Source organism: Oceanobacillus salinisoli (assembly GCF_009733865.1).
In the GTDB taxonomy this organism is placed as follows: domain Bacteria; phylum Bacillota; class Bacilli; order Bacillales; family Amphibacillaceae; genus Oceanobacillus; species Oceanobacillus salinisoli.
On sequence record NZ_WOFB01000007.1, the window covers coordinates 46,706 to 68,438 of the forward strand.

General features: G+C 39.4%; 20 protein-coding genes, 1 pseudogene and 1 riboswitch. Of the genes and pseudogenes, 19 read left to right on the forward strand and 2 right to left on the reverse strand.

Features of this window, described 5'->3' with window-relative positions; genetic code table 11:
- The first annotated feature begins 6 nt into the window (after positions 1–6).
- The 19 genes from prpB to GMJ66_RS07005 all read left to right on the forward strand — a co-directional run bounded on the left by prpB (position 7) and on the right by GMJ66_RS07005 (position 20,074).
- The gene (gene prpB / locus GMJ66_RS06915) at positions 7–930 is read left to right on the forward strand and encodes a methylisocitrate lyase (protein ID WP_156289592.1); all 924 of its coding nucleotides are present in this window, start codon (positions 7–9) and stop codon (positions 928–930) included.
- A gap of 404 nt (positions 931–1,334) precedes the next feature.
- Positions 1,335–2,219, forward strand: coding sequence for a UTP--glucose-1-phosphate uridylyltransferase GalU (gene galU / locus GMJ66_RS06920; RefSeq protein WP_156289593.1), 885 nt, complete (start codon positions 1,335–1,337; stop codon positions 2,217–2,219).
- A 76-nt stretch (positions 2,220–2,295) separates the two neighbouring features.
- On the forward strand, positions 2,296–3,702 hold the full coding sequence (locus tag GMJ66_RS06925; RefSeq protein WP_156289594.1) for an FAD-binding oxidoreductase: 1,407 nt from the start codon (positions 2,296–2,298) through the stop codon (positions 3,700–3,702).
- Positions 3,695–4,969 (forward strand): (Fe-S)-binding protein, encoded by a 1,275-nt coding sequence (locus tag GMJ66_RS06930; RefSeq protein WP_156289595.1) that lies wholly within the window; start codon positions 3,695–3,697, stop codon positions 4,967–4,969. Before GMJ66_RS06925 ends, GMJ66_RS06930 begins: the two co-directional genes overlap by 8 nt.
- A gap of 109 nt (positions 4,970–5,078) precedes the next feature.
- Positions 5,079–6,494 (forward strand): hypothetical protein, encoded by a 1,416-nt coding sequence (locus GMJ66_RS06935; RefSeq protein ID WP_156289596.1) that lies wholly within the window; start codon positions 5,079–5,081, stop codon positions 6,492–6,494.
- Between the two features lie 435 nt (positions 6,495–6,929).
- A riboswitch (cobalamin riboswitch) is annotated at positions 6,930–7,132 on the forward strand.
- 166 nt (positions 7,133–7,298) lie between these two features.
- The gene (locus GMJ66_RS06940; RefSeq protein ID WP_156289597.1) at positions 7,299–8,321 is read left to right on the forward strand and encodes an ABC transporter substrate-binding protein; all 1,023 of its coding nucleotides are present in this window, start codon (positions 7,299–7,301) and stop codon (positions 8,319–8,321) included.
- The gene (locus GMJ66_RS06945; protein WP_156289598.1) at positions 8,284–9,348 is read left to right on the forward strand and encodes a FecCD family ABC transporter permease; all 1,065 of its coding nucleotides are present in this window, start codon (positions 8,284–8,286) and stop codon (positions 9,346–9,348) included. Before GMJ66_RS06940 ends, GMJ66_RS06945 begins: the two co-directional genes overlap by 38 nt.
- 4 nt (positions 9,349–9,352) lie before the next feature.
- On the forward strand, positions 9,353–10,822 hold the full coding sequence (locus GMJ66_RS06950) for an adenosylcobinamide amidohydrolase (protein ID WP_156289599.1): 1,470 nt from the start codon (positions 9,353–9,355) through the stop codon (positions 10,820–10,822).
- A 36-nt stretch (positions 10,823–10,858) separates the two neighbouring features.
- Positions 10,859–12,235 carry a cobyrinate a,c-diamide synthase gene (locus GMJ66_RS06955; protein WP_156289600.1) on the forward strand — a complete coding sequence of 459 codons (1,377 nt, stop codon included), beginning with the start codon at positions 10,859–10,861 and terminating at the stop codon, positions 12,233–12,235.
- 53 nt (positions 12,236–12,288) lie between these two features.
- Entirely contained in the window at positions 12,289–12,834 is a 546-nt protein-coding gene (locus GMJ66_RS06960; RefSeq protein WP_156289601.1) for a cob(I)yrinic acid a,c-diamide adenosyltransferase, read from the forward strand.
- Positions 12,835–12,870: 36 nt separating this feature from the next.
- Positions 12,871–13,833 carry an adenosylcobinamide-phosphate synthase CbiB gene (gene cbiB / locus GMJ66_RS06965; protein ID WP_156289602.1) on the forward strand — a complete coding sequence of 321 codons (963 nt, stop codon included), beginning with the start codon at positions 12,871–12,873 and terminating at the stop codon, positions 13,831–13,833.
- Positions 13,808–14,869 carry a threonine-phosphate decarboxylase CobD gene (gene cobD / locus GMJ66_RS06970; RefSeq protein ID WP_156289603.1) on the forward strand — a complete coding sequence of 354 codons (1,062 nt, stop codon included), beginning with the start codon at positions 13,808–13,810 and terminating at the stop codon, positions 14,867–14,869. The genes cbiB and cobD overlap by 26 nt, the downstream gene beginning before the upstream one ends.
- On the forward strand, positions 14,866–15,444 hold the full coding sequence (locus GMJ66_RS06975) for a bifunctional adenosylcobinamide kinase/adenosylcobinamide-phosphate guanylyltransferase (protein WP_156289604.1): 579 nt from the start codon (positions 14,866–14,868) through the stop codon (positions 15,442–15,444). The genes cobD and GMJ66_RS06975 overlap by 4 nt, the downstream gene beginning before the upstream one ends.
- Positions 15,441–16,946 carry a cobyric acid synthase gene (locus GMJ66_RS06980; RefSeq protein WP_156289605.1) on the forward strand — a complete coding sequence of 502 codons (1,506 nt, stop codon included), beginning with the start codon at positions 15,441–15,443 and terminating at the stop codon, positions 16,944–16,946. Before GMJ66_RS06975 ends, GMJ66_RS06980 begins: the two co-directional genes overlap by 4 nt.
- On the forward strand, positions 16,946–17,737 hold the full coding sequence (gene cobS / locus GMJ66_RS06985; RefSeq protein WP_156289606.1) for an adenosylcobinamide-GDP ribazoletransferase: 792 nt from the start codon (positions 16,946–16,948) through the stop codon (positions 17,735–17,737). The genes GMJ66_RS06980 and cobS overlap by 1 nt, the downstream gene beginning before the upstream one ends.
- A complete protein-coding gene (locus GMJ66_RS06990; RefSeq protein ID WP_231514848.1) occupies positions 17,707–18,321 on the forward strand; it encodes a histidine phosphatase family protein in 615 nt (204 codons plus the stop codon). Before cobS ends, GMJ66_RS06990 begins: the two co-directional genes overlap by 31 nt.
- Complete coding sequence (locus GMJ66_RS06995; RefSeq protein ID WP_156289608.1) at positions 18,273–18,701, forward strand: bifunctional adenosylcobinamide kinase/adenosylcobinamide-phosphate guanylyltransferase; 429 nt, start codon at positions 18,273–18,275, stop codon at positions 18,699–18,701. Before GMJ66_RS06990 ends, GMJ66_RS06995 begins: the two co-directional genes overlap by 49 nt.
- A 65-nt stretch (positions 18,702–18,766) precedes the next feature.
- Entirely contained in the window at positions 18,767–19,480 is a 714-nt protein-coding gene (locus GMJ66_RS07000; RefSeq protein WP_156289609.1) for an ATP-binding protein, read from the forward strand.
- A 414-nt stretch (positions 19,481–19,894) separates the two neighbouring features.
- Complete coding sequence (locus GMJ66_RS07005) at positions 19,895–20,074, forward strand: hypothetical protein (protein WP_156289610.1); 180 nt, start codon at positions 19,895–19,897, stop codon at positions 20,072–20,074.
- Here GMJ66_RS07005 and GMJ66_RS21275 read toward each other — a convergent pair.
- Positions 20,071–21,083: pseudogene (locus GMJ66_RS21275) on the reverse strand (IS1634 family transposase); the annotation flags it as partial. The gene GMJ66_RS07005 and the pseudogene GMJ66_RS21275 sit on opposite strands and share 4 nt — an antisense overlap.
- Before the next feature lie 160 nt (positions 21,084–21,243).
- Positions 21,244–21,675, reverse strand: coding sequence for an aldehyde dehydrogenase family protein (locus tag GMJ66_RS07015; RefSeq protein WP_197046630.1), 432 nt, complete (start codon positions 21,673–21,675; stop codon positions 21,244–21,246).
- Positions 21,676–21,733 lie beyond the last annotated feature (58 nt).

Genomic DNA, 21,733 nt, shown 5'->3' on the forward strand with positions numbered 1-21,733 from the left:
TGCTTTATGGCATGGATTGTTAACGAGCAGTCGACACAGGGAGAATTAGCCAATCAATTTAAGGATCTTATCGAATCACCAGATATTTTACAAATACCGGGCGCACATGATGCCATGGCGGCACTTGTGGCCAAAAATGCCGGATTTTCTTCCCTTTACCTATCGGGGGCTGCCTACACGGCAAGCAAGGGTCTGCCTGATTTAGGAATGGTAACGTCCACCGAAATGGCAGAACGTGCCCGTGACCTTGTTAGAGCAACGAACTTACCGGTATTAGTGGATATCGATACTGGGTTTGGTGGTGTATTGAGTGTAACACGTACTGCAAGAGAAATGGTCGAAGCGAATGTCGCTGCCGTACAAATAGAAGACCAGCAATTACCGAAGAAATGTGGACATTTAAATGGAAAACAACTCGTTCCTCCAGAAGAACTAGTCCAAAAAATTAAAGCAATAAAAGAAGTGGCGCCAAATCTCATCGTTGTCGCACGAACAGATGCCAGGGCAGTAGAAGGCATAGAAGGAGCTTTAGAAAGAGCTGAGGCTTATATCGAAGCAGGTGCAGATGCGATTTTCCCGGAAGCATTACAAACGGATGGAGAATTCCGCTTATTCTCAGAAAAAATCTCCGTCCCATTGCTGGCAAATATGACGGAATTTGGGAAAACACCATACATTTCAGCACAAGCTTTTCAGGATATGGGATTTCGCATGGTAATATATCCTGTTACTTCCTTACGAGTAGCTGCCAAGGCCTACGAGCGTATCTTTGAAATAATTAAACAAACGGGTACACAAAAAGAAGGCCTGGAAGACATGCAAACCAGGAAGGAATTGTATGAAACGATTTCGTACTATGATTTCGAGGAACTCGATAATCACATCGCGAAAACGGTATTACCATCCGAAGAAGAGACGCGGAAATCCTGAAAATTAGTCCTTTGCTGAATAGCTAGACTTGAAGGCTGAATTATGGGGATGAAGGCTGAATTAATGGGATGAATGCTGAAATAATGAGCTTAATGCTGAATTATAAGTCAAGACCCTTAAATTCCCCAACAATAAAGCCAAAAAGCAAGATATATAAGTTAAAAACAGCTTAAAAAAGAGCCAACACTTTTAAATCCAAAGATGTTGGCTCTTTTCTTATTGAACCCATAAGACAATCAAACCCAACAACGCACATTTCTAATTCAAGTTATAATATATGATTTTTCAGACTATAATTCCCTAACAAATTGTAGTACGATAGTTATTAATATTGATAAAAAATATAAACAGAAAAATCATAAGCGAAAAGCTTATACATAAACTTAATGGTGGAGGGGAAAGCGATGAAAACGATTAAAAAGGCAATTATCCCAGCAGCTGGTCTGGGCACACGTTTTTTACCAGCAACAAAAGCAATGCCGAAAGAAATGCTGCCAATTGTTGATAAGCCAACGATTCAGTACATTGTTGATGAAGCCATTGCATCAGGTATTGAGGACATTTTGATTGTGACGGGAAAAGGAAAGCGGTCGATAGAAGATCACTTCGATAATAATTTTGAATTAGAGAGAAATCTGATGGATAAAGGGAAATTTGAGTTATTGGAAAAGGTAAAAGAACCATCAGAAGTCGATATTCACTACATACGTCAAAAAGAGCCAAAAGGGCTGGGGCACGCGGTTTGGTGTGCTCGCAAATTTATCGGTGATGAACCATTTGCTGTGCTGTTGGGAGATGATATCGTTCAAGCAGATAAACCGGCATTGAAGCAGCTCATTGAGCAATATGAGGAAACGGAAAGATCCGTTGTCGGAGTCCAAAAAGTTCCTGAAAATGAAACATCACGCTACGGGATTGTGGACCCTTGTACGATTGAAGGTAGGAGATATCAGGTCAGCCATTTTGTAGAGAAACCAGCACCGGGAACTGCACCATCCAATTTGGCGATTATGGGGCGCTATATTTTCACACCGGAAATCTTTACATTTTTGGATAAGCAGGAAATTGGTGCCGGCGGAGAAATCCAGCTTACGGACGCCATCCAGGAATTGAATGAGACCGAGCGCGTGTATGCTTATGATTTTGAAGGAAAACGCTATGATGTTGGGGAAAAGCTCGGATTCATCCGCACAAACTTAGAATTTGCTTTACAGAATGAGGAGATTGGTGAAGAAGTTGAGCGAGTGGTAAGGGATTTGTTAATGGAGAAGGAAAGAGCGAAATTATAGAATAAAAAACACCAAGAAACTACCTGTGGGAATAGGTGGTTTTCTTGCTTTTAGGGGGAAGGGGAGTTAGACCATGATGGATGAGGTACTGGGTCAAATTAGAAATATTATTAAAGAACAAAAAAGGATCTTAACAGATAAAGCAGACCTATACAGCTATTCCTATGATGCCTCATTTGGTGTACATCTTCCAGACATTGTTGTACAACCAAAATCCGCACAAGAAGTTACTCATATCATGAAACTGGCAAATAAGCATTTGATTCCTGTGTATCCCCGGGGGCAGGGTACGAGTTTGAGTGGTGGTCCATTGCCTGTAAAAGGTGGCATTGTTTTAGACTTTTCCAAATGGGACGACAAACTGGAAATCGATAGGGAAGATATGGTTGCCATCGTATCTCCAGGAGTTCTTACCTCTAACATTAATGATGCAGCAATGGAACAGGGATTCATCTATCCTCCAGACCCAAGCAGTTCCCATGTGTCAACAATTGGTGGGAATTTAGCGGAAAATTCAGGAGGGCCAAGGGGATTAAAATATGGCGTGACGAAGGATTATGTCATCGGACTTGAGGTGGTCACACCAGAGGGAGAAATTATTCGGACTGGGGGAAGAACAGTAAAAAATGTGACCGGATATGATTTGACCAAGTTGATTGTCGGTTCAGAGGGGACGCTTGGAATTATTACGGAAGCAACTCTTCGGCTTTATCCAAAACCTCAAGGAAATCAAACATTAATGGCTGTGTTTGATGAGATGGCTGATTCCGGAAAAGCAATCACCAATATTTTAAGTGCTGGCATATTGCCGGCCAAACTGGAGTTGATGGACAATGCTTCCATTACCGCGGTGGAAGCCTATGAACCATTGGGGCTACCAACAGATGCCGAGGCTCTTATTTTAATCGAATTAGACGGACATCCTGCTGCTATTGCCGATGAAAGCGAAAGGGTTCGTCAAGTTTGTGAAGCGGCTGATGCCAAGGAAGTAATCATTGCTGCAAATGAACAGGAAGCAGAAAATTTGTGGAAGGCCAGAAAGCTCGTTTCCCCTGCGATTGTTCGTGAAAAGCCAACAAAAATTTCCGAAGATGCTACTGTACCAAGAAGTAAGATTCCAGCTATGTTTCAGCGGTTAAAAGAAATTAAAGAAAAGTACCAAGTGGATTTGGTTGTATTTGGGCATGCTGGAGATGGCAATTTACATCCGAATATCATTGCTGACAAACGGGACAAAGACGAAATGCAGAGAGTAGAACAGGCAGTGGAGGGAATTTTTCAGGCTGCCATTGAACTTGGTGGAACATTATCCGGAGAACATGGGATCGGGACGTTAAAAGCACCATTTATGGAAATGGAATTAGGGGAAGTGGGTCTTGATATGATGAAACGGATTAAACAAAGCTGGGATCCAAACCATATTTTAAATCCGGGTAAAATCTTTCCTGAGCCAGGTCAAAAGCTGGTGTTAAGTGATGGGTAGTGCGAGACTTGCGTATGAAGAAACCTTTGATTGTGTGCAGTGTGGCTATTGTTTACCGGCTTGCCCCACTTACATCACGATGGAAAAAGAAACCCACTCCCCAAGGGGAAGAATTAATCTAGTGAAGATGGCAGCAGAAGGTAACATCACTTTTTCCGAGCTGGAAGGGCCGATTAATTTATGTTTGGGCTGCCGTGCATGTGAGGTTGTATGTCCGACCAATGTCCAATACGGCAAGATTTTGGAGTCGGCAAAAGAGGTGCTTCTTGAGGAAAAGGGACGGCGGTCATTTTTTCAGGAATTTGTCTTTGGAAAGGTATTTCCGAATAAAAAGCTGTTGCGTGCAGCAGGTGCTGGGATATCAATTTATCAAAAATTTGGTATGCAACAGGTCGCAAGAAAAACAAAGGCAATAACCCTCCTTCCTGAACCAATGCGTTCCTTTGAAGCGATATTGCCGGAGACACAAGGAATAGGAAAGCGTGCAAAGTTTTATCCTGCAGCAGCAGATCATCCTGTATATAAAATTGGATATTTTACCGGTTGCATGATGGATGCCATGTTTTCCTCCATCAATACAAAGGCAATTAAACTTCTTCAGGCAGCAGGTTGTGAAGTTACTGTGTTGGATGAACAGACATGCTGTGGGGCATTGCAGAGTCATAGTGGTCATACAAAGGTGACGAAGGAGTTAGCGAAGCGGAATGTTGCAGCATTTGAAGCATATGATTTGGATTATATGGTGAACAGTATTGGTGGCTGTGGTGCAATGCTCGTGGAGTATGACCAGCTATTTTCGGAAGAGGATGGTAAATGGAAAGAACGTGCGGAGAAATTTTCCCGGAAAAATGTTGATATTAGTGTCATTCTATCTGAATTGGAGCTTCCATTTAAGCATGAAATAAACAAAGTTGTAACCTATCAGCCTTCCTGCCATCTCAGCAATGTACAAAAACGAACGGAAGAACCTGTCAAGCTTCTGAAATCGACCCCTGGCATTCAGTATGTGGAACTGCCTCATCAACATATGTGCTGTGGGTCTGCTGGAATTTATAATCTCATAAACTATGAAGCTTCTATGGATATTTTGGACGAGAAGATGAAACATGTGGGAGCTTTAAAGCGAAAACCGGATATGATGATAACGACGAATCCTGGATGTCACTTGCAAATGAAACTGGGTGTGGAAAGGGAAGGGCAGACTGATGAAATCGAGGTAGTTCATTTGGTTGAACTACTGGCGGTATCTTGCGGGATTGACACTTAGAAATTTTAAAAGATTCGACAGAAAAGTTGAATGTTTCATGCTATAGTAATGGAAGGAGGATTATCTCCTTTCATATTTTTGTGTTTACATACAGTTAGGAGTTATGCACATGCAGGCTGTAGAGAACTGGGGTTTGAGAATTTCTATTGTACTTTATGCGATCTTACATTTTATCACATATTTCTATGAAAATAGCTTTTTCGTTTTACTGTTGGCGATTTCTGGTTTTGGTATCTTCACCTTTACCGTTTTGAAGCTACATATTAATCATATTAAAATGCCATTTGGACTGCTTCTTGCAGGCATGATCATTCTCATTTTTTCCGGCGGGTCCCTAGTAGATGGATTTCTAAACGGTTTGGTGCAAATGCGGAACATGGTTGGCTTATTAATTATCGTTCCAATGATCAGCTGGGTCCTTCAGGAAGAAAATTATATTGAATCGATCATGAGTTTTGCTCATAACCTGCTGGATACGAGCCGCAAATTTTATTTTGGGATCGTCTCGTTTACACAGGTTATCGCCTACTTTTTATTATTCGGATCGATTTCCATGATGTATCAATTTGTGAATACCGTTTTAAAAAATGAACATGGCGAGCCATGGGAAAATTATAAGGGAACAGCACTACTTCGAGGGTTTTCGTTATCGGTGATGTGGGTGGTAAGCATTCCAAGCTTTGCCTATGTAGTTGAAGTGATGGGTGCTTCTCTAGGGGTGTCGATTTTACAGGGACTAGGGATTTCCATTGCAGGGATTATCGTGGCTCTTATCTTTTCGCATTTTGAAGAGAAGCGTTATGGAGTGGACTTAACTGCCGGACTGCAAACAGAAATCGATGATGTACTAAGCCATACCAGGAATAGAAAACAAATGCACCGTAATGTGAGGGAATTTGTTGTGCTGTTTGTTTCCCTATTTGGTTCGATACTAATTCTGCAGGCGATGATTAATTTGGAATTGTTAGTTTTGATTCCGTTAGTTGTGTTGATCTGGATGACAGCCTATTACCTTATAAAAAGAAGGCCAAAACGATTAACACAGGAAGCGTATGCCTATGTAACAAAAGATATCGAACATCAGGCATATCAGCTTTGTGTCATGCTGGGGGCAGGAATATTGATTTATGCACTGAACCAAACCGGATTTGCTCACGTAGTTGTTGATGGAATTTATATGATACAGGAATCAATCCCATTTTTAAATATCCTGTATTTCCTTCCGTTCATTATTATCATTCTCGGTTTTGTTGGATTGGGGCCATTGACGGTGATGGTTTTAGTTGCAGGAATCCTGGAATCGATTCATCTTCCATACCCACCAGAACTAACCGTGTTAGCTATTACATCAGGTAGTGCAATTTCAATTATGTTATCTCCATTGATCATGCCTCTTATTATGTTGAGTGGGGCAAATGGTTTGAGTGCGTTTAAGAATGGTATTCGATTTAATTGGAAGTATGCGCTGGTAATTTATGTGTTGGTGCAGGGGTATGTGCAGGTTAGGGTTTGGGTTGGGGTGTGATTAATAATCCTATGAAGGTAAATTTAATCTAGATTGTGTTCAATTATATTAAAAATAGTATTATATCACTCTCCCTATAGAATCAACTGCGGGAAACTGACATCTTTTTACTTACTTCTTAAAGGTGTGTATCTTCGCATCGAACGCAGGAAAAGCGTACTTCTTTTCCGAGGAGCGGAGTGAACATAAATTACCCGTCTATGGTGATGGAAGATAAAGTGTTTACACTTGCGAAAGATGACTAGGCACTATAGGGAAAATACCCATTGCCAATATTTAGTAAACATCAGTATTTGAGTGTTCGACAAAATTCGGAAAGTGCCTGTCACCATATCAATTAAGTACTAGACTTTGGGAGAAACAAGATTTTTTCGGAAAAAGGCGAAATTTCTGTACAACGAGGGAGGGGTTATACTATAATTGTTTATAACATAAAAAATAGCCGGACAAATAGGTTTCTTAAATGATTCTTGTAAGATTTATTTAAGACTAAGAGGGAAGTTGGTGTGAATCCAACACGGTCCCGCCACTGTGAGCGATGAGGAAGGTTAAAGTGATCCACTGTGTAATCTACATGGGAAGGATTAGCCAACCATTGAATCGTAAGTCAGGAGACCTGCCTATTTGGTTTTAATCTTCCTCGAGGAAAGGAATGTTTAAAGTGCATTGTAAGCGGTCACAGTAGGTGGGATTCTAAATGTTTCATTTTCTACTTACTGAAGATACAAGTGTGCCTTATACATTTACGCCTTTTCCCCAGGAAATGGCGTTTTTTATTGCAAAGAAAAAGTAGGAGGAGAAGAGATGAACAGCAATATTATTAAAAAGTGGAGGCTTATAGGTATTGTTCTTTTGTTAAGTATCACGTTTTTAGCAGGTTGTGGTACACAAGAACAGGAAGCGGTACAAAATGAGGAGAATGTACCTGAAGAAGTTGAAACAAATGATAATAATGGTGAGGAAATACAAGAAGGGACAGAAGAGCTATTTCCAGTAACCTTTACAGATGATGTCGGAAGAGAAGTAACAATTGAATCCGAACCAGAAACCATTGTTTCGATTCAAGCAAGTACAACAGAAATTTTATTTGCACTTGGTTTAGGCGATAAAATTATTGGAGTATCTGACTATGATAACTATCCAGAGGAAGCTCTGGAAATTCAAAATGTTGGTGCACAAGATATGAATGTTGAACTTATCTTAACTCTTTTACCAGACGTCGTATTTGTTACTAATTATCACTATAATAATCATTTGGACATGCTAGAACAGTATGAGGAAGCAGGTATCGATGTTGTCGTTACTGGAAGTGCTGAATCGTTTGACGATGCGTATAGCGGAATGGAAATGATAGCTACTGCGACAGGAACTGGGGAAGAAGCAGAAGGAATTATTACGGATATGAAGGAACGCCATGAAGCTATTAAAGAAAAAGCAGCAGAAGCAATTACGGATAAGAAAAGAGTTTGGGTGGAGGTAGCCCCATCTCCAGATATCTTCACAACAGGAACAAATACATTTATGCATGAGATGCTTGAGTCCATTCAGGCGATTAATGTTGCGGCAGACGAAGAAGGATGGGTGAAATTTACGGAAGAGGAAGCTGTTAATTTGGACCCAGAGGTTATTATTACGACATACGGCTATTACATAGATGACCCAGAAAATGAAGTGTATTCACGTGATGGATGGCAAGAGGTTCCAGCTGTTAAAAATGAGCAAGTATTCGATGTGAATAACGATACCGTAACAAGACCAGGCCCTCGTTTAATCGAAGGGGTGGAAACACTTGCTAAGCTCATTTACCCGGAAGTATTTGGCGAATAAAGTAGTTTGGTTGTATATATTTGCAGGAGGGCTTGTACTAGGTACAACCCTCCTTGGTTTATTGGAAAGTAGTGTGACTATTCCAATTCCTACGATTTTGCATATTGTATCTGAAAAAATTTTTGGAATAGCTTGGCTTAGTGATGTTCCTAAAAATGTAGAGATGATTATATGGAATATTCGTCTTCCAAGAGTTTTGCTTGCGCTTTGTGTCGGGGCATCCTTAGCACTGGCTGGTGCTGCCTTCCAAGGGCTTTTGAGAAACCCATTAGCAGATCCTTATACGATTGGAGTTTCATCAGGGGCTGCTTTAGGTGCGGTGTTTGTTATATTTTTCCAATTGACGATTATAGGATTAGGAAGTTATACACTTCCTGTCGTTGCTATCGTTAGTGGGTTGATCACATTATTTGCTGTCTTTGGTTTAGTTCGATTAAGCAGCAGAAGTTTGGCCATTGAAACGATTATTCTGGCAGGAATCATTATCAGTGCTTTTATTGGGGCTCTGACGTCACTAATTATTTCGCTAGGTGATCAAGATTCCATGACCCAAATTATTTACTGGCTATATGGAAGTGTGGCAATGAGAGGGTGGAGTCATGTTCAACTCATCATTCCTTTTATGATTGTCGGGTCCTTTATTCTTTTCATTCACTATCGCGAACTAAATGCATTAGCATTAGGCGAGGAAGCAGCTGACCATATAGGAGTAAATGTAAAAAGAGGGAAATTATTCATATTAATTGGCGCTTCCCTATTAACCGGTGCTGCTGTAGCAGTTTCTGGTACCATTGGGTTTGTTGGACTAGTGATTCCTCATCTTGTTCGTTTAGTGACAGGCCCCAATCATAAACACGTCCTGCCATTATCGATGCTGGTAGGTGGAGCGTTTCTCATTTTAGCTGATCTTCTTTCAAGAACAATTGTTGCCCCAAGTGAACTTCCGATTGGTGTCATTACAGGTCTGATTGGTGCGCCGATTTTTGCAATTTTACTCGTTAAGGAACGAATTAGTGGTAGGGGGTAGGATGATGATAAAAATGAAAAATCTTGTTGGTGGATATAAAAATACTCCCATTATCAAAGGGCTTGATTTGGAGATAGAACAAGGCGAGTTCTTTGCATTACTTGGACCAAATGGGAGCGGTAAAACAACACTATTTAAATTGATTACAGGCCAGCTACCAATCCAAGAAGGGGAAATTCTACTTTCTGGAAAGGAAATCGCCTCTTATTCAAAGTTTGAAAAAGCAAGAAAAGTATCTGTCCTAACCCAGGAAATCCAGATTTCCTTTGATTATACGGTTGAAGAGATTATTAGTCTTGGGCGTTACCCTCACCAAAAAGGAGTACTAAAGCAACTATCCAAAGCAGACCAGAAAATTATTGTAGATGTCATGGAAAAAACGAAAATAAGCCATTATCGACATACCCCCTTTCGAATGATTAGTGGAGGTGAAAAGCAACGGGTTTTATTAGCGAAAGCTTTAGCACAGGAGCCAGAAATTCTGCTTTTAGACGAGCCGACCAATCACTTGGATATTAAGTATACGTTTCAGATTCTTGATTTATTAAAAGAACAACAACAGGAAACAGGGTTAACGGTTTTAGCTATATTACATGATTTAAACGTTGCTTCCCTTTATGCGAATCGGATAGGTTTACTTGAAAAAGGTAAATTGTTAGAAGTGGGGCGGGTTGATGTATTACGGAAAGAAGAACAGCTAAAAAAGGTGTATGATGTGGAAGTGAAAACACAATCCCATCCATCTGTACCAAAACCACAGCTTCTCATGACACCAGGACATATGATAACAGAACACCCTATCGACTTTTACAATTCCTATAAAATCGTGAAAAATAGCACCTATATTCATGTTCAATTTGATCAAGCATTACGAACGGTTTCGAATGGTGTGATAGGAGAAGGGATCCAGTGGTTAAATCACTTTTGTAATTTTCATGTGGACAAACACTATAATTGCTCTAATCCGAAAAAGGATTTACAAGATTGGATGAACATGTACAACATTCCTCATGAACAGGCAGTAGGAATGATGACGGCAGTTAATCTGGATGATATGGTGATGGAAACGAGAGAGATCGAAGGAATTCCCATGATGATCATTATAACAGCTGGGGTTGGAAATGCCATCGATATCACCAATGAATATGTAGCAAATCCTAGCATCCAGATTGGTACGATCAATACGATGTTGTTTATGGATGCCCATTTTACGGACGGAGCACTCGTTAATGGCTACATGTCCGCAACCGAGGCAAAAGTAAAGGCATTACAAGACCTTCAAGTAAAAGACCCTGAATCAAATACAATCGCAACGGGTACATCAACGGATGCTCTCCTTCTTGGTTTAACACAGCAAGGAGAGAGAACCCCTTATGCTGGATCAGGAACCGTTGTAGGAAAAGGGATTGGTCAGATGGTGTATCATGCAACAAAGAAAGCAGTAAAGAAATATTTGAAGCGGGTTCAAAGGTAGTGGGTCCTTTATTTTACTTGCAAGGGGGAGATTATTTTGTCAGAAAAACGGATAGTCATTGCAGGGACTGGTAGTGGTGTAGGCAAAACAACCTTAACCATTGGGATTATGGCCGCATTAAAAAAGCGTGAACTCACTGTTCAAGGATTTAAATGTGGGCCTGATTATATTGATCCTACCTATCATACAGCGGTAACAAACCGAACGTCTCGAAATCTGGATAGTTGGATGTTAACAAAAGATAGGGTATTAGATATTTTCACACATGGAATGGAAGGCGCTGATATTTCGATTATTGAAGGGGTAATGGGCTTCTTTGATGGAAAAAGCCCAGAAACCAATGCTGGATCTACTGCAGAAATTAGTATGTTAACAAAAAGTCCCGTATTACTTGTTGTGGATTGCTCGAGTATGGCCCGTAGTGCTGCAGCAATTGTCAAGGGGTTTCAAGCATTTGCCGAGGGACCAAATATTGTAGGAGTTATCGCAAACCAAGTGGGAAGTGAAGGTCATTTTCAATTAGTGAGAACAGCGATTGAACAAGAATGTGAGATACCTGTCATTGGCTATTTAAAACGAGAACTAGATGTTGAAATTCCAGAAAGGCATTTAGGACTTATTCCTTCGATTGAAAGAGGAGATTTGGATTCTTTTTTTGGTAGATTAGGAGATTTAGTTATAGAGACGGTTGACATGGATAAGCTTTTGGAACTATCCGTTGCAGAACCATTAACAGCATTAAGTGGCCCCTCGCTTTTTGACCAAAAAAAGGAAAGGTTCTTGAAAATTGCGGTGGCAAAGGATGAGGCATTTAATTTTTATTATCCAGAGAACTTGGAAATGTTGGAAGCAGGTGGTGTAGAAATTATCTATTTTTCCCCATTAGCTAATGAATCCCTGCCAAAAGACGTGGACGGGCTTTATCTTGGTGGCGGTTTTCCCGAAGAGTTTGCTGGAAAGCTTGCCAGTAATCGTGTCACAAAAGAGTCGTTGAAAACTGCTATTGAAAATGGATTACCGACTTTAGCGGAGTGTGGAGGCTTTATGTATTTGACGGAATCAATAGAAACAACAGAGAAGATAAAACATGAAATGATTGGAATCATTTCGGGTGAAATACAAATGCAATTTACATTGCAGTCACTCGGATACCGAGAAGTAATGGGAGTGAACGGGAATTTTTTACTAAGAAATAATTTAGCAAAAGGTCATGAATTTCATTATTCCACATATTACCGAGCCGATGATGATGTTCCGTATGCATATGAGGTAAAAGGGATGAGGGGCAAATATAAAGAGGGATCCCTCATCCATAATGTAGTGGCAGGATATACGCATATTCATTTTGCCTCTTGTCCATCAGTTATCCGGAATTGGATTGACAAATGTTTAGAAATGAAGGCTATGGATTAAATAACAACACTCTGTACGAAAAGAGCCTAAGACTAATAGGAGGTTGACAGGTTATGGGAAAACAAAAAAGAAAAGGATTAACATTAGTTTATACAGGAGATGGGAAAGGAAAAACAACGGCAGCGATAGGCTTAGCAGTACGTGGAGTTGGAAGAGGATTTAAAGTAAAAATCCTGCAATTTATTAAATCACCAAGACGCTCTTATGGAGAGCAAATGGCACTTGAAAAGCTAGGGGTGGAGATGGTCCAACTGGGAATTGGATTTACTTGGTTGAAAACACCGGAGGAACATCGAGAAGCTTTAAAGAAGGCCTGGCCCAATGCTAGGGATGCTGTCATGAGTGGAGAATATGATTTAGTGATTTTAGACGAGTTAAACAATGCTTTAGCGATTGATCGTTTTCCAATCGATGATGTTTTGCCATTAAATGAGGTGATAAACATGATTGAAAACAAACCAGAACATGTTCACCTTGTGATTACAGGAAGAAATGCGAAACAGGAAATTAGAGACGTAGCCGATCTTGTGTCTGTAGTTGAAGTAGAAAAACATTATTATAATGAAGGGGTAAAAGCTGTTAAAGGAATCGAATTGTAAGCCAATCAAAAAAAATTTAAGAAGGGACCAGGACTAATGGGATACCATTTAATCGCAATTACATTAGCTGTCTTCATTGACTTTGTTATCGGTGATCCTCCAACCTGGCCCCATCCTGTTAAGTGGATTGGGAATGGAATCTCCGTATTGGAAAAAGGGCTGAATCAAGGGAAGTCACGTAAAGCCAAAGGGATGATGATGGTTTTTCTCATCATATGTGTTACTTTCCTAATAACCGCTTTTCTTGTATGGAGCTTTTATTGTGTTCATCCGATTGCTGGGATCATTTTAGAAAGTATCCTCATCTCTACGACCATTGCTCAAAAAGGACTGAAAGATGCCGCTTTGTTGGTCTATCATCCTCTAAAAAACGGAGATATGGCTGAAGCAAGGATTAAGTTATCCTACATTGTAGGCAGAGATACCAATCACCTTGGAGAAGAGGAAATTGTTAGGGGAACAGTGGAGACGGTTGCGGAGAACACAAGTGATGGGGTAACTGCTCCTTTATTTTGGGGGTTGCTTGGTGGAGCACCATTTGCCATTGTTTACCGAGCAATTAATACATGTGATTCGATGGTTGGTTATAAAAACGAAAAATACCAAGAATTTGGATGGGCTTCTGCTAGATTGGATGATTTGGTGAATTGGATACCAAGCCGTCTAACTGCTTTCCTTATTTTACTAGGAAACAAGCCAGCCAACATGAGTAAGAAAAATGCATGGAAAATCTTATTCCGGGATGCAAAAAGACATCCAAGCCCAAATAGTGGCTGGTTGGAAGCGGCAGTAGCAGCCCTTCTAGGGGTTCAACTTGGTGGTGTGAATTTTTATAAAGGAATAATCTCTAATAGAGCAAAAATGGGAGATTCCATTGTATCATTAAAAAAAGAACATATTTTGAACGCAAACAAGATATTAACACGTACAAGCTTTTTATTCTTACTTGTTTTATGGATTGGAGGGATACTTTTTGAAATGGCCACAGCACGGTTCTAACCCACAATATTTATATGAGAAGATGGGCATTCCCAAACCGGAAAATTTGATTGATTTAAGTGCCAATATTAATCCATTAGGGCCACCTGATATCTTAAAGAAAAGATGGATGAACTTTTACAATGAGATTAGTGATTATCCAGATCCACATGCACTTTTATTAAAGGAACAGATTGCTAGAATAACGGACGTAGATTCAGGATCCATCCTAATTGGAAACGGCGGTTCCGAGTTGATTACGTTATTAGGTAGGATGTTTTCTGGAAAGAATGTGCTCATTATTGAACCAGCCTTTTCCGAGTATGAGAAGGCTTGTCGTGCAAATGACTGTCACATTTATTACCATCAGTTAAATGAGCTGGAATGGGGATTGGACGAGGCCGAAATAGCAGGAAAACTAAGAGGTATGGATGCCGTCTTTTTATGCAATCCTAACAATCCAACAGGCATTCATTATCCCTATTCATCCATCGTTAAGCTAATAGCGGAGTGTGAACAAAGAAATGTCTTTCTTATCATAGATGAAGCCTTTTATGATTTTTTAGAAGACTATGTGCAGATTACTCCTTTAGTAAAAAAATATGAACATGTTATTATTCTTCGTTCCATGACAAAGATGTTTGCTATTCCTGGATTACGACTTGGATATATGATAGCTAGTCAAAATATCATAGAAAAGCTGACGTCCTACCAGCCGCATTGGAGTGTTAATATAATGGCTATGTTGACAGGACAAGTATGTTTACAGGATGATAATTTTGTTCAAAACACAATAAGGTATATACGTTCCGAACGTGGAAAGTTATTTTCCTTCTTTCATAAAGAGGGGTATGAGGTTTCACCTTCTCAAGTTAATTTTTATTTATTGCGGGATCCGTTAGAGGAAGATCAATTGTCATTCTTTAAATTTCTAATAAGGAAAGGCATTGTTCCTAGGCATACATTTAATTTTCCAGGTTTAGAAGGCAAATGGCTGCGATTTGCTATTAAAAGCACAGAAGAAAATAATCGGCTTATGGAGGTATTAAGAGAATGAAAACAGCTTCCATAACGTTTATTTCTGGTGGAGTACGAAGTGGGAAAAGCAGCTTTGCTGAAAGGCTGGCGATTAAAAAAGCATTGGAAATGGGAGGTTCCCTTCATTATATAGCCACAGGTGATCCATCTGATGATGAAATGAAGGAAAGAATTGTGCGTCACCAAAAGGATAGAAATGAAAGTGGGTCTTCATGGAAAACATGGGAGCAAGCAACCGACATTGGATCAGTGTCATCCTGCTTTAATGAAAATGACGTTCTCCTGTTGGACTGTTTAACGACTTTATTATCGAATGAGCTATTCTCTCATGAACAAGATTGGGGTAACCCTTTTTTTAATAAAGAGGAAGTTTTCCATCGTATATGGACTGGAATAAAAGCATTAGAGAAAAACTGTCACCACTTAGTCCTTGTTAGTAATGAGGTTTTATCCGAACCCTGCTATAATAGTGAACTTATGATTACATATTGTCAGCTTATAGGAAAATTACACCAGCAAATTACGAGCATTGCCAAACAAGCTTATGTTGTCGAAGCTGGTATACCCTTATTAATGAAGGGGGATGAAGGATGAGAGGGATTATGATTCAAGGAACGGGTTCTGATGTTGGGAAAAGTCTTATAACAACTGCGTTATGTCGACTGTTTGTAAAGGATGGCATAAAAGTCGCTCCATTTAAATCACAGAATATGTCAAATAATTCCTACGTGACGATGGATGGAAAAGAGATTGGCCGGGCCCAGGGGATTCAAGCAGAAGCGGCTAAAACGGCGGCAACAGTTTGGATGAATCCGATTCTATTAAAACCACGATCGGATTTACAATCGGAAATTGTTCTGTTCGGGAAAAGAGCAGAAACATTGTCAGGGAGAGATTATCGAGAAAAGTTCTATAGAAAAGGGCTGGAAGCTATCCAGTCTTCCTTGGATTATTTAGAAAAGGAATTTGATGTTGTTGTTATTGAAGGAGCCGGTAGTCCAGTAGAAATCAATCTAAACGACCGAGAGATTGTTAACATGAAAGTTGCGGAACTTGCGGATGTGCCAGTTCTTTTAGTAGCTGATATCGAACGTGGTGGCGTTTTTGCAAACATTGTCGGTACATTGGAACTGCTTTCCCCAGATGAACGAAGTCGGGTACAAGGATTAATCATTAATAAATTCCGAGGAGATATAGGGTTATTTCAAGACGGAGTGAAGTGGCTGGAAGAAAAAACAGGAATCCCTGTTCTTGGGGTTCTCCCCTATAAAGAAAAACATCAGATAGATGGCGAAGATTCCTTGTCGATCAAATCCCAGTTCAATGCTAAACAGAAGAAGCCAATTGATATGGTTGTTATCTCTTTGCCCTATATATCCAATTACAGTGATATCGAGCCATTTCTTTATGAGGAGGATGTCTCACTTCGATTTGTGAAAGATTCAGCCGAGTTTGGCAGGCCTGATGCAGTCATTATTCCAGGAACGAAAAGCACCATCAATGATTTGCATGAAATAAAAGAATCGGGTTTACATGAACTACTTTTCGATTTTGTTAAGGATGGTGGTTTTATGGTGGGAATTTGCGGTGGTTTTCAAATGATGGGAACTGAGATAATCGACCAGACGGGCTCTGATACAGGGGATAAGGGGAAGCGAGTGAAGGGGATGGGTTTCATCCCAGCTCGAACCAATTTCTTTGAGGAGAAAAAAACGATTCGTGTGAAAGGACACTATCATCCAAATACAAAGCTAAATGGAAATGAATTAATAGAAGGGTATGAAATCCATTTAGGGAAAACAGAGATATTTGGAGAAGACGCTTCTTTTCTTAAACTGGAAAATGGCAGAAACGAAGGGTATTACAGTCATGATGGGAAAATGATTGGTACCTATGTGCATCATCTTTTCCATAATGATGAATGGAGAAATAAATGGCTGAATGAAATTCGTAAATGGAAACATCAAGCCATAAAAGATGTAGTGAACACTCAGGAGTTAAAAGAGGAACGGTATGATAACCTTGCTTTTAATATGAAAAGTCACCTGAACTGGGAAAAGATAAAAGACATTACATATGGATGGGATAAGAAATAATGAAGATGATAAGAGGATTCTTAATCAGTCTGCAATTTCTAACTGCTCTTCCGATTAACATGTCCTTACCAATGGATAAGACGCATATCGAGAAAAGTATTCAATCTTTTCCTTTATTAGGTTTATTGCAAGGGGCTTTGTACACTTCGTTGTTATATGTACTTATTGAATGGACTCCCTTTTCGTCAGTAGCCATTGCATTTATGATCTGGCTATGCACGATAATTATAACCGGGGGAATCCATTTGGATGGGTGGATGGATGCCAGTGATGCCTTTTTCTCTTACCAAGATAAAGGAAAAAGACTAGAAATCATGAAGGATCCAAGAACGGGTGCTTTTGGAGTATTGTCTGTTCTCATTCTATTAGGCTCGCGGTTCTTGTTTATCTATGAAATTATCGGTTTTGTAAGTGGTCTATCATTTTACCTTATTATATTCATCCCTTTTTTGAGCAAAGTAGTGATGGGAACCGTACTGTTAAGAGTACCAGCAGCAAAGAAAGACGGGTTGGCATCCTTTTTCAAAAAGGCAGGTAATTCAAGTACATTGAAAATTTATCCTGTTTATTTGGTTGCGTTGCTCAGTTTTATCGCCTTTATCGATATTCATTTTATTTTACCTGCTCTTACCATAGTAGTGGTAGCGCTGGGATGTTCCTTTTTCATTCAAAAAAAATCCGTAACGTGGTTTGGTGGAATAACTGGGGATGTACTTGGGGCTTCTACAGAGGGGACTGAAAATATTTTATGGATGACACTGTGGCTATTACATTATTTCGTCATGGGCTAACAGAGGGAAATCAGCAGAAGAATTACATGGGATGGAATGATTCACCTTTGTGTACAGAAGCAATTCAAGACTTGTCCTCGTATAAATTAAAAATGGATACCTATGATTTATTTGTTTCCAGTGACTTAAAGCGATGTTTATCTACTATAAATCTGTTATTTCCAAATGTAAAACCAGTGGTTCTAACGGAATTAAGAGAAATGAATTTCGGAATGTTTCAAGGGAAAACATACGAGGACCTTAAAGAGATGAAAGCATATCAGCAATGGATTAATAATATGTTTACTTATTCCCCTCCTGGTGGTGAGACCTTTGAACAGTTTACAAAGAGGGTTGAGAAAGGATGGAATAAGTTAGTTGATATTATGTTACAACGGGATTACCAGAAGTTGTTTATCGTGACACATGGTGGTGTGATTCGTTATCTGCTGGATAAGTTATCTCTGGAAGAAAAAGAATTTTGGGAGTGGAATATTCCACATGGAACTGGATATGTGTTGACGTTTGACCGGAAACAATTAAGGAGGGGTGCGCATTGCGTTTCATTACAGGAGGTGCCTTTAACGGGAAACGAGCATGGGTGAAGAAGAACTACCCGGAAGCTGAGTGGATTTCTGCCTACAAAGGAGAACCGTTAGTGGAGAATTTCGGAGTTTTGCAAAGTTCGGCCGTTGTATTAGAAGGTATAGAGTTGTGGACCAAAGAACTGTCTGCGAAAATGACCATTAATCAAGCCAGGGAATATTGGAGGAAAGTATTAGAGGATTGGCTAGAATGGGAAAATTTAGCTTCCAACCGTAAAATCATAGTCATTGGTACAGATATTACTAAAGGCATTGTTCCTATGGAGAAAGAGAACAGAAATTGGCGGGATTTAACGGGTTGGGTTTATCAAGATCTTTCTTTTAGGTGTGAGCGGGTTGATGTGATTTGGTATGGTATTAATCAGACGATAAAAGGATAAGGGGATTTGAAATCCGCGTTTAGTCACATTTTTCAAGAAGTTAATCATAGAGTAGAGGTGAAGGAATGAGGGATGCACTTTACATTTCTATTGGCCAAGAAGAGCAGCTTGTGATTACGAGTGATAATAGTGGATCGGTCGGAATGAGAGAACAAGACACTGTTAAGGTTCCATATAAAACCGTTAGTTTCTATTCATTTAGAGTAGCAATAATGGAATGCATGGCATCAGGAGCCAAACCTATTTCCGTTGTTATTCAAAACTTTTGTGGAAATGAAGCTTGGGATGAGATTGCTTCTGGAGTTAGAAAGGGATTATCAGAACTTGATATGGAAAACGTACCAATTACAGGAAGTACAGAAAGTAATTTTTCACTATCCCAATCGGCAATGGGATTAATTGTGATTGGAAAAAGATCAATCTTAAGTAGTATGGAGCAAAACGACTTGCAGCATCAAAATGTTGCCTTGATTGGTTTGCCTTTGGTAGGAGATGAAGTGGTATCCCAAGCGGATATGATTGCACCGTTATCTATATTCAAGGAAATTTGTGGGGTTCGGGGTGTGACTGTTTGGCCTGTTGGGTCAAAAGGAGTACTCCATGAACTAGAGCGGATGTTTCCTGGTTTCGATAAGAATAGGGTGACATCATCATCTAAGGTTGATTTAATAAAATCAGGTGGGCCATCGACTTCCTTTTTAGTTGCGTATCCATTTAGATTGGAACGTAGAATAATAGAAATTGCAGAGAAACATTTTAATAAACTTATAGTAGGGTAGTATTAGATTTGGGATTCTCCTGCCATATATGGAACAAGTTTAACCATTGTAAGAATAAAAGAAGGTAAAAGAGAGCTTTTGCTCGATTTGACAAGCCAAATTTTATTGCATATCTCATAGTATAAATCTTGTCGAAATCCAATTCTTTTTTATCAAAACTATTTGGATATGGTTTAAATAGTAGATTTTCGTTTTATATATTATCAGAATGAAGGATTATTCTGATAACACTGTTCGTTCAGGGATTTTGCTAAAAGATTCTGTACGTAATAGTGTTTAACCTTTTGCTTTAAGACTTTGGTTAAATTCCCTCTGTAATAACACTAGCCCACACCAGCGGGTTGTCTTGCAATTAGGAACACTGACATTTCTAAAAATTAGTGGGAAAAGTTAGCTGCCACGTTGGAAGGCTATTTGGCTGGTCAAATTACACTATTTGAAGATGAAAAGCGAATTGATGAGTCTGCTGAAAAGGCGATAGTGAGCTATTCCTTCCATAAGAAAAAATCTGAGGAAAAGGAAGAACGTCAGGAAAAAAGTTCCTTCGTTTCCGTTGATTTAAACTCGGTCGCTAAGATAGAGTTTAAATCCTAAATTCCATATAAATCCATTTGTTTTTTTGTCATCTCACTAATGCGGCGTTTACTTCCCGGTTGTTCATAACATTCAATAATATCAAGTTCATCTAACAGTTCCTGCATGGTGTAATTTTTAAATAAATCCTTGTCTGACATGGCCTTTTTAATGTACGAAAGATAAATGAGTGCAATAAATTGTACAAACAGCTTCCCCTCTAAATTTTCTTCAGAAGATACCGATGTGCGTCGCATGTTCAGCCGCTCTTTTAAATTCCCAAAGGCCTTTTCGATCATATCTTTAGAACGGTAGATTTTAAGGGCTTCAAGCGGATCTTTAACTCCATTGGATATCAGTGCAAAATAACCAGAATTTTTTTCCGCATCCTCTATAGCTTCCTGCTTAGGAGTAAGTGAAACTCCTCTTTTAGGCGTCTCCTTCACTTCAAAGTATTTCGTATAGAACTTTTCATGATCTGGATTTTTCCTGCCAGATAATAGTTCTTCTTCAAGACCATCGAGCATTTTGTTCAATGCTATTTATCATCCGTGGCTTTCTGATCATTATAAAAAAGATGAAGGTAAATCCTGCGTTTACCATCAATGACTTTGCCGGTACGTTTTTTGGTTTGTTTGTAATTCCAATCCATCAGGAAGGAGACGTAATAAAGACCGTACTTGGAACTGAAATGCTTACGTGTCACCATAGAAACACGCACTTCATCTAACTTTTGTTTCACAAACTTTAGAGAAGTCTTTGCTGCAATCAGAAGCTTGTAATGTTTCTCATAGAATGCGTTAATATTGGCCTCACTGTAAAATCCGCGGTCCATGACGAATTTCACTTTGTCTAGCTTGAGGAAATCGATGTTAGAAAGCATATTCTGAATCGTTTTAACATCCGCAATGTTACCAGGAAGCTTTCTGTAATACACTGGTAAACCTGACTTTTCTCCAAAAAGGAGAGCTAGATTCATCTGTTGAAGTGGATCGTGATCTTTATTCATCCCATACTTGACATGTTTCAGCGAATCAATTTACTATATAGTTTGCTATGTGATATAGGATTAGGATTGACCGCCAAAACTTAAAAAAATAGCAAGAAAGGGTACAAATCTAGTATCCTTTCTCACACAAACTACCTCTCAATCGTTCTATACTAAAAATTCTGTTACTGCTAATTTCACATTAATCTAAATTAACCCAGACACTCTTTGTTTCTGTAAACATATCAATAGCAGCTGAACCATTTTCTCCACCGAGTCCACTTTGTTTATATCCGCCATAGGGTGTGGCAGGATCCAAAAGATTGTATGTGTTTATCCATACGTTACCGGTTCTCATAGCATGGGCTACTCGAGGAGCATTACCGATATTGGTTGTGCATATTCCTCCACCCAATCCATATTCAGTTTGGTTAGCTAGCTTAATAACTTCATCGATATCGTCAAATAGCATCCCTGATACAACTGGACCAAAAATTTCTTCTCTAGGAATTGTCATATCATTGGTTACATTAGCCACAACAGTGGGTTTTACATAATAACCGTAGGGAAATTTACTTTCGGTCGCATCACCCCCAACTAATAATTCGCCACCTTCTTGCTTACCGATATCCAAATAGCCTAAAATACGGTTTGATTGCAGCCTTAGTTATTTTAATCCCGATATTCACGCC